Genomic DNA, 6,451 nt, shown 5'->3' with positions numbered 1-6,451 from the left:
CTCAGTATTTACAAATGAGAGGCATATGAAACTAGTAAAATTAAAAAAGCTTCCGTGAGGAAGCTGAGTAGTTACAAGAATCTATTTCAAAATAAAATCATTTGGCAGTATGCAATGTTTGCGATGATATGTGTCATTATATGTACTCCACATACTGCTTTTGCCGCTGGTGAAGAAGACCAGATTAAACAAAAGATTAAAAGTATTGTAGATGCTGTTTCGACTATTATTCTATTCGTTGCGCCATCCGTTGGAGCTTGTATGTTTGGATGGAAAGGAATCAAAATGAAGCTCGCAAATAACCCATCGGAGAAAGCAGAATGCAAAGGTGATATGCTATCGATTGTGATGGTGACAGGCGTTATTTTTATGGGAACATTAATTGTGAATTTTGTGGTTGGAAAGTTGAGGTAAAGAAAGATGAGTCCAAAACACATTCATATTCCAAAAAATATTGAGGCGAAGTTTGAGTTAATTCCGAATACGGGTATAGGGTGGAAGGAGATAGGCTACTATCTTCTCTTCCTTCCACTTGTTGGCGGAACATTGTATTTGTTACCGATTCATATTTTTGTGCAACTTGGATTAGGTTTAGTCTTGTTCGTTCTATTTACGGGGTTACTTGTGCTACCAGCGATTCGAGGATGTAACGTGAAAGCAGGTGCGTATTTGTTAGATGTATTTCGTTTTCATCAGCGAAAAAGAAAGAAGCAAACGATATTGTTATATAAAAAAGAGTAGGTAGGTGAGAAAATGGGTTTCCAAAAATGGCAAGAAAAACGAAAACAGAGACAACAAGCAAAACGAACGCAGGATTTAATTCCGATTCAAACGTTGTATCATCAAGCGATTCTGACGAAGAAGCAAACTTTGATTGTGGGCATTCGGGTAGGGACGATGAACTTGGAGTTAATGGGTGAGGAAGACAAACTAGAATTGATGGAGGAATTTGGTGCGATTGTATCAGGGATTCCGTGTGAATTTCAAATTGAAGTACTGGCAGAACCTGTTGATTTATCGGATTATGTGGAAGATCAGAAACAAAAAATAGAAGAAGAATCGAATGCCATGCGTCAATTATTAAGAAGTGGCTATGTTTCTTATTTAGAGAACTCCTCACACGCTCAGAATACGCTCAAAAAGGCGCACTACCTTCTTTTAAGAGAAAAAGTACAGGGGAACGAAGAAAGTATTCAGAACGGGCTGGAAACACTGTTAGAAAGAGCGGAGATGTTGCGGGGGAATTTGACGGAACTTTCAGAGGACGGTCTAGAATGTCATATCTTAAATGCTCATGAGATTGTTCAAATTCTTCAGGTTCATTTTAACAACTATCAAGCACGTATTAACCGTTTTAAAGAAGTGTCCTCGCCCTATATTACAGTGAAACATGCTAAAAGTAGACAAAACATAAAAGGAGGGGAATAGCGAATGTTCCGATTTAAGAGAAAAGAGAAAAAAGAAGAACCAACCTTTCACCGTTTTTCTGTAGCGGATCAGATTGCACCAGCTATATTTGAGGAAGAAATAGATTATATCCGGGTGGGAGAGGGATATGAGCGTATCCTTTGTATGACGGATTATCCATCAGGTAGCTACATGGGGTTCTTATCCAAATTGTATCGGTTAGAAGGAAATATCTCCTTTACCTATCATGTAGAACCGACTTCTTCTGCTGATATGATTAAGAACTTTAGTAATTCGATTGAAGAGTTAGAAGCAAGATTGCTTTCGGGAAAATTAAATCCTGAAATGAGAAAACGAGCGGAACAGGAATTAGAGAGTGCCAATAATATGTTAGAGGATTTAGTTGCAAATGATACGGGTGGCATGTTACTGGTGCATTTCTTGATTCGGCTTCATGCCGAGAGTCTCGAACAGCTAAAGAAATTAACGGATAAGGTAAACAATGCGTTTTCAGCTCGTAATCTCTTTGCCTATGTGCCTAGTGCACGTATGCAAGATGCTTTTGAATCCTGTTTGCCCATTCTGGAAAATAAGGTAGGAGAATATACGAGAAGAAATATGGATACAAAAGCATTCTCTACTTTCTTTCCTTTTGATGAAACCGAGTTGTTTACCAAGCGTGGGATTGCGATGGGAAGAAATATCAAAACAAAATCGCTCATTGTGGTGAATAAATGGGAATTACAGAACCGAAATGGCATTATTTTAGGGCAATCGGGGTACGGAAAAACCAAATTGAAGCAAATGTTATTGATGCGCGACTTTATGGAAGGGATTCGAATTTTTAACATGGACCCAGAAGGAGAAGATAGTGAATTTGTTCAGAAACTCGGCGGACAAGTGATTGAACTGTCCAATACCACAGATACGCGTGTCAATCCGTTACACGTGTTTTATGAGCGAGATACAAAAAAGAAAGGAAATCCATTACTTGAGCATTTAGAAAGAGTGAAGATTTTTTTCAAGATTATGCGTCCTTCTATGACGATTGATGAATTAGCGGTACTAGATGCTTACTTGGTGGAATTATATGAATCAGAGCCTTTTCGCATGACATTTGATACAGACTTTGAGCAAAAGGAACCGGAAGATTTTCCTGTTTTAGCAGATTTATATGCGCTATTGATGAAAAAAATCGAGGAAGGAGACGACACATTAAAGTTATTCTCCTATGTACTGAAACAGTATGTCACGGGTGCAAATAATCGTATTTTTAACGGGCCTACTAATGTAGATTTACGTAATCAACTCATTTCGTTTGATATTTCCAGACTAGGAGTCGGTTCAGCTTTACAATCTTGTGCGATGTTCAATGCGACTTCGTTTTTATGGGATGAGATTACGAGAACAGCAGGGAGAAAGACGTTGTTTTTAGATGAATTACACGTATTCGCAGACCCGTCTAATCCGCAAAGTATGGAATTTATCTATCAAATTTGGAAGCGGATTCGAAAGTATGATGGAAGCGTATGGGGCGCAACACAGCAGGTAGAAGAATTACTCCGAGCGAGTGATGGGAAAAAGAATTACGGGGGAGCGGTTATTGAAAATAGTTTAATGAAAATGTTCTTACCGCTTGCAGAAAAATCTATTCACGATTTGATGACGCAAGCGCAGATCAAATTTTCAGACAGTGAACGAAAAATTTTAAAACCTCGTAAGAAAAATAAAGGAGAAGGAATTTTTATCTATGCGGATAAACGTGTCCACCTTCTTATTGAACCAACAGAGGTGGAATGGGAATTGATGGGCGGAAAACCAAAAGAGGGGGAAGCGGGATGAGTATGAAGGAAAAACCCCTTGCTGATTCTCGGAAAACATTTTGGTTGTCAGTCGGAATGATTTTCAGTTTTTGTCTTTTGATTGATTATGTGGTGGCATTTGGCCTTCGAATGATTGATTTTTTATTAGAACATAGAGACGAGTTAATGGAGTTGCCAGATGGTACAGCAAAAGACCTTGCGGTCTCCTACCTGACGAGTCCGATTGAAACCGTATTGTTCGCACTAGGACTCGAATTGTATCAATATGCACAACTGATCCTACTTGGTATTTTCGCTTATACAACCTTACAAACATGGAGAAAGTTAAAACCACATACGGTGGAAGATGCAAGCGAATACGGAGGATTAGGGAGTGCTTCCCTTTCTGATGAAGTAACCATTTTTGATGAACAAAATATTACTGCGGATAAGGAAGAAGAAGGCACTGTTTTAGCAGTCTATAATGATAAATTGATGATTCATAAGAAAAAAAGTCGGTTAAACCGAAATGTATGTGTAGCTGGTGGATCAGGGACAGGGAAAACAAAATGTTATATCTTAAACAATGTCGTGAATACGAAAAACAAATCGATTGTCGTGTCGGATCCCAAAGGGGAAATCTATGAACTTACTTCTCGTGAGAAGAGAGCGCAGGGGTATGAAGTGTACCTCATTAATTTTTCAAATATGGCATTATCCGATATGTATAACTCAATTGATTATGTAGGACTGGATGAAGATGCTGAAAAATTTGCAACGACATTGGTGTTAGGAGGAGAAGAAGGACCGCAATCGGGAGATAGTTTTTGGCAGGACCAAGCGATTTCCTTGATTACGGCAGGCATTTTATATGTACGGGAAAATCTGCCGAAAGAACAGCATTCGATGGACACGGTATACGATTTCTTGACAGAACCTTCTGAGAAACAATTAAAGAAACGATTTGCCAACTTAGAGGAAGATTCTTCTGCTCGTATGGCGTTTGGCGTGGTGAAGAATGCGACAGATAAAACATGGGGCGGAATTGTGAGTAACGCAGCGAAGGCAATGAAACTATGGAAATTAAAATCGGTTCGTACGTTTTCAAAACATAGTAGCTTTCAACTAGCGGATATTGGGAAACGTAAAATTGCCTTATATGTGGTCATTCCAGTAGCCGACCGTACGTATCGAGCATTAATCAATACATTTTTTGCTCAATTATTTCAAGAATTATATGCGTATGCGGATACGAATCATAATCGATTACATGTACCTGTGCGCTTTTTACTAGATGAGTTTGCGAACATCGGAAAAATTCCAGATTTTGCTGAGCGTCTATCTACGACACGTTCTTACGGTATAGAAGTATCCATCATTATACAGGCTATGGGGCAATTAATGGATCGCTATGGGGAAAAACAGACAGATGAGATCATGGCCAATTGTGATACGACCCTTTTTTTAGGAACAAATGACCTCGGCACAGCGAAATATTTCTCAGAACGACTGGGTGTGACGACCAAAAGGTTGCGAAATGATAGCCAAACACCGGGAGAATTCGATAGCAATCAACAATCGTATACCTACGTACAGAGACCGCTCAAGACACCCGATGAACTCTTGAATCAGATGGATGAGAATGAGTGCTATGTCTTCCGACGTGGGAAACTACCGATTCATGCGCAAAAAGCATGGGTAGACAATTGGTTTGCAGACCAAGTAGGAGAAAAGGCGGACATGGGATGGCATTTAAAAGAGAAGTCAGCAGAATCGAGTATACCAAAAGAAGAAAAGCCAAAAGAAACCGTAGAGTCTTCCCTTGTATCAGAAGATAAAAAACAAGAAGATAATCAAGACGAATCGCAAGCATCTGTATCAAGTGAAGGGGAACAACAAACAACAACGGAAACAACAGAAAGTGAGAAACAGAAGGAGGAACAAAACACCGAAGAAACTGTGCCCTTACCGATTACGGTGAAACGAGAACTATGGGGAGACGAGGTGTTACAACCTGTACAGGTAGAAAAGAAAAATGGACGGATACATGCTTCGTATACGATGGACTTAGAAGCAGATGAAGAAGGAGAAGAGGGCGTTCAGTTTCTTGTACAGAAGCATCCAGCTTGTATGATGACAGATATAGAGTTCGGTCCTCACCATGACGTAACGGAAACGGAAGAACAGTTTCTGATACAGGTGAAAGAAGCGATCCAGCAAATTACACTCAGTCTGATTTATAAAGAAAAGAAACGAGATTTTTCGCCAGTGGAACATATCGAAGAGAAAGAAGTGCAAAGAAGGAAAGAACAAAAAGAAAAAGCGGAGGTGTAGGCATGATTATTGTATTTGGGGATGGGACAGTAGAGGAAACAGCTACAGAATATGTGTATCGGTTTTCGAAAACAAAGTTAAAACAAGAAGCTCCATTTGACAAAATCAAACAAACCAAATCGTATTTGTTACCATGTACCTTTGCGGAAATTATACGAGGAGATGTGATACTTCGGTATGAAAAAGAACCCCATTTGTTATCGTTTTCTCGTATCCAACAAGAAAATGAAGCTATCAAACGTAAAGTGGTTTCTCGCTTGCTCCACCTATTCCAAACACATCAAGAAACCATGATCCTTCCCATTCCAGACAATATTTTTTACACGAAGAAAGGGGAAGTGAAGCTCATGTATCAAGCGATGGATCACATGCCTGTCATGGGATTTAATCGAAAAGATAGGCTGACCCATACGAAACGTTTACTTGCCTTTGCTTTTTCAAACGAATCATTTGAAGCGTATATGCTTCAGCCAGTAGAAATGGGGAATGAATTCTTACAATATATCTATCAATCTACAACATGGGAAGCGTTGCAAGAACTCATGCAAGAGCCTGAGGAAACGGAAGGAAAACAAAAAAAGAGAAAGAGAAACTGGTCATTCGCACCCTTCTCTTTCCCTCTTTCCACCAAGTTATGTGTCGCCTTGTTGACACTATCGGTTTCCTGTAATTTGTATGTTATCACAAAAGACAGTATCCAGCCAACGATGGTGAATGCGAAACAGGATGAACAAAGTGAAAAACAAAAGAAACAAATACAAATGCTAGAACAAGAGAAAACAAAGTTACAAAAAAAAATGCAGGATAAAGAATCGGAAATCAAAGAAATTGTGTAACTACTCAGCTTTTTCAGACAAAAAAGCAGGCCAAATACATGTTTCCGATTTGAAAACATGAAAAAAAATACT

General features: G+C 39.1%; 6 protein-coding genes. All 6 read left to right on the top strand.

Features of this window, described 5'->3' with window-relative positions; translation table 11 throughout:
• The first annotated feature begins 114 nt into the window (after positions 1 to 114).
• The 6 genes from JDS99_RS29460 to JDS99_RS29435 are packed head-to-tail and all read left to right on the top strand — an operon-like array spanning position 115 to position 6,379.
• The gene (locus JDS99_RS29460) at positions 115 to 414 is read left to right on the top strand and encodes a hypothetical protein (protein WP_199696311.1); all 300 of its coding nucleotides are present in this window, start codon (positions 115 to 117) and stop codon (positions 412 to 414) included.
• 6 nt (positions 415 to 420) lie between these two features.
• Positions 421 to 741, top strand: coding sequence for a hypothetical protein (locus JDS99_RS29455; RefSeq protein WP_199696310.1), 321 nt, complete (start codon positions 421 to 423; stop codon positions 739 to 741).
• A 12-nt stretch (positions 742 to 753) separates the two neighbouring features.
• Complete coding sequence (locus JDS99_RS29450; RefSeq protein WP_199696309.1) at positions 754 to 1,428, top strand: hypothetical protein; 675 nt, start codon at positions 754 to 756, stop codon at positions 1,426 to 1,428.
• A 3-nt stretch (positions 1,429 to 1,431) separates the two neighbouring features.
• Positions 1,432 to 3,249 carry a VirB4 family type IV secretion system protein gene (locus JDS99_RS29445; protein ID WP_199696308.1) on the top strand — a complete coding sequence of 606 codons (1,818 nt, stop codon included), beginning with the start codon at positions 1,432 to 1,434 and terminating at the stop codon, positions 3,247 to 3,249.
• Positions 3,246 to 5,543 (top strand): VirD4-like conjugal transfer protein, CD1115 family, encoded by a 2,298-nt coding sequence (locus JDS99_RS29440; protein WP_199696307.1) that lies wholly within the window; start codon positions 3,246 to 3,248, stop codon positions 5,541 to 5,543. Before JDS99_RS29445 ends, JDS99_RS29440 begins: the two co-directional genes overlap by 4 nt.
• A 2-nt stretch (positions 5,544 to 5,545) precedes the next feature.
• Complete coding sequence (locus tag JDS99_RS29435; RefSeq protein ID WP_242475797.1) at positions 5,546 to 6,379, top strand: hypothetical protein; 834 nt, start codon at positions 5,546 to 5,548, stop codon at positions 6,377 to 6,379.
• Positions 6,380 to 6,451: the final 72 nt, after the last annotated feature.

It is taken from the genome of Bacillus cereus group sp. N6 (assembly GCF_016483705.1).
GTDB classification, from domain to species: Bacteria; Bacillota; Bacilli; order Bacillales; family Bacillaceae_G; genus Bacillus_A; species Bacillus_A wiedmannii.
Note: the sequence above shows the minus strand (reverse complement) of the source record. Positions and strands in the feature narration are given on the sequence as shown.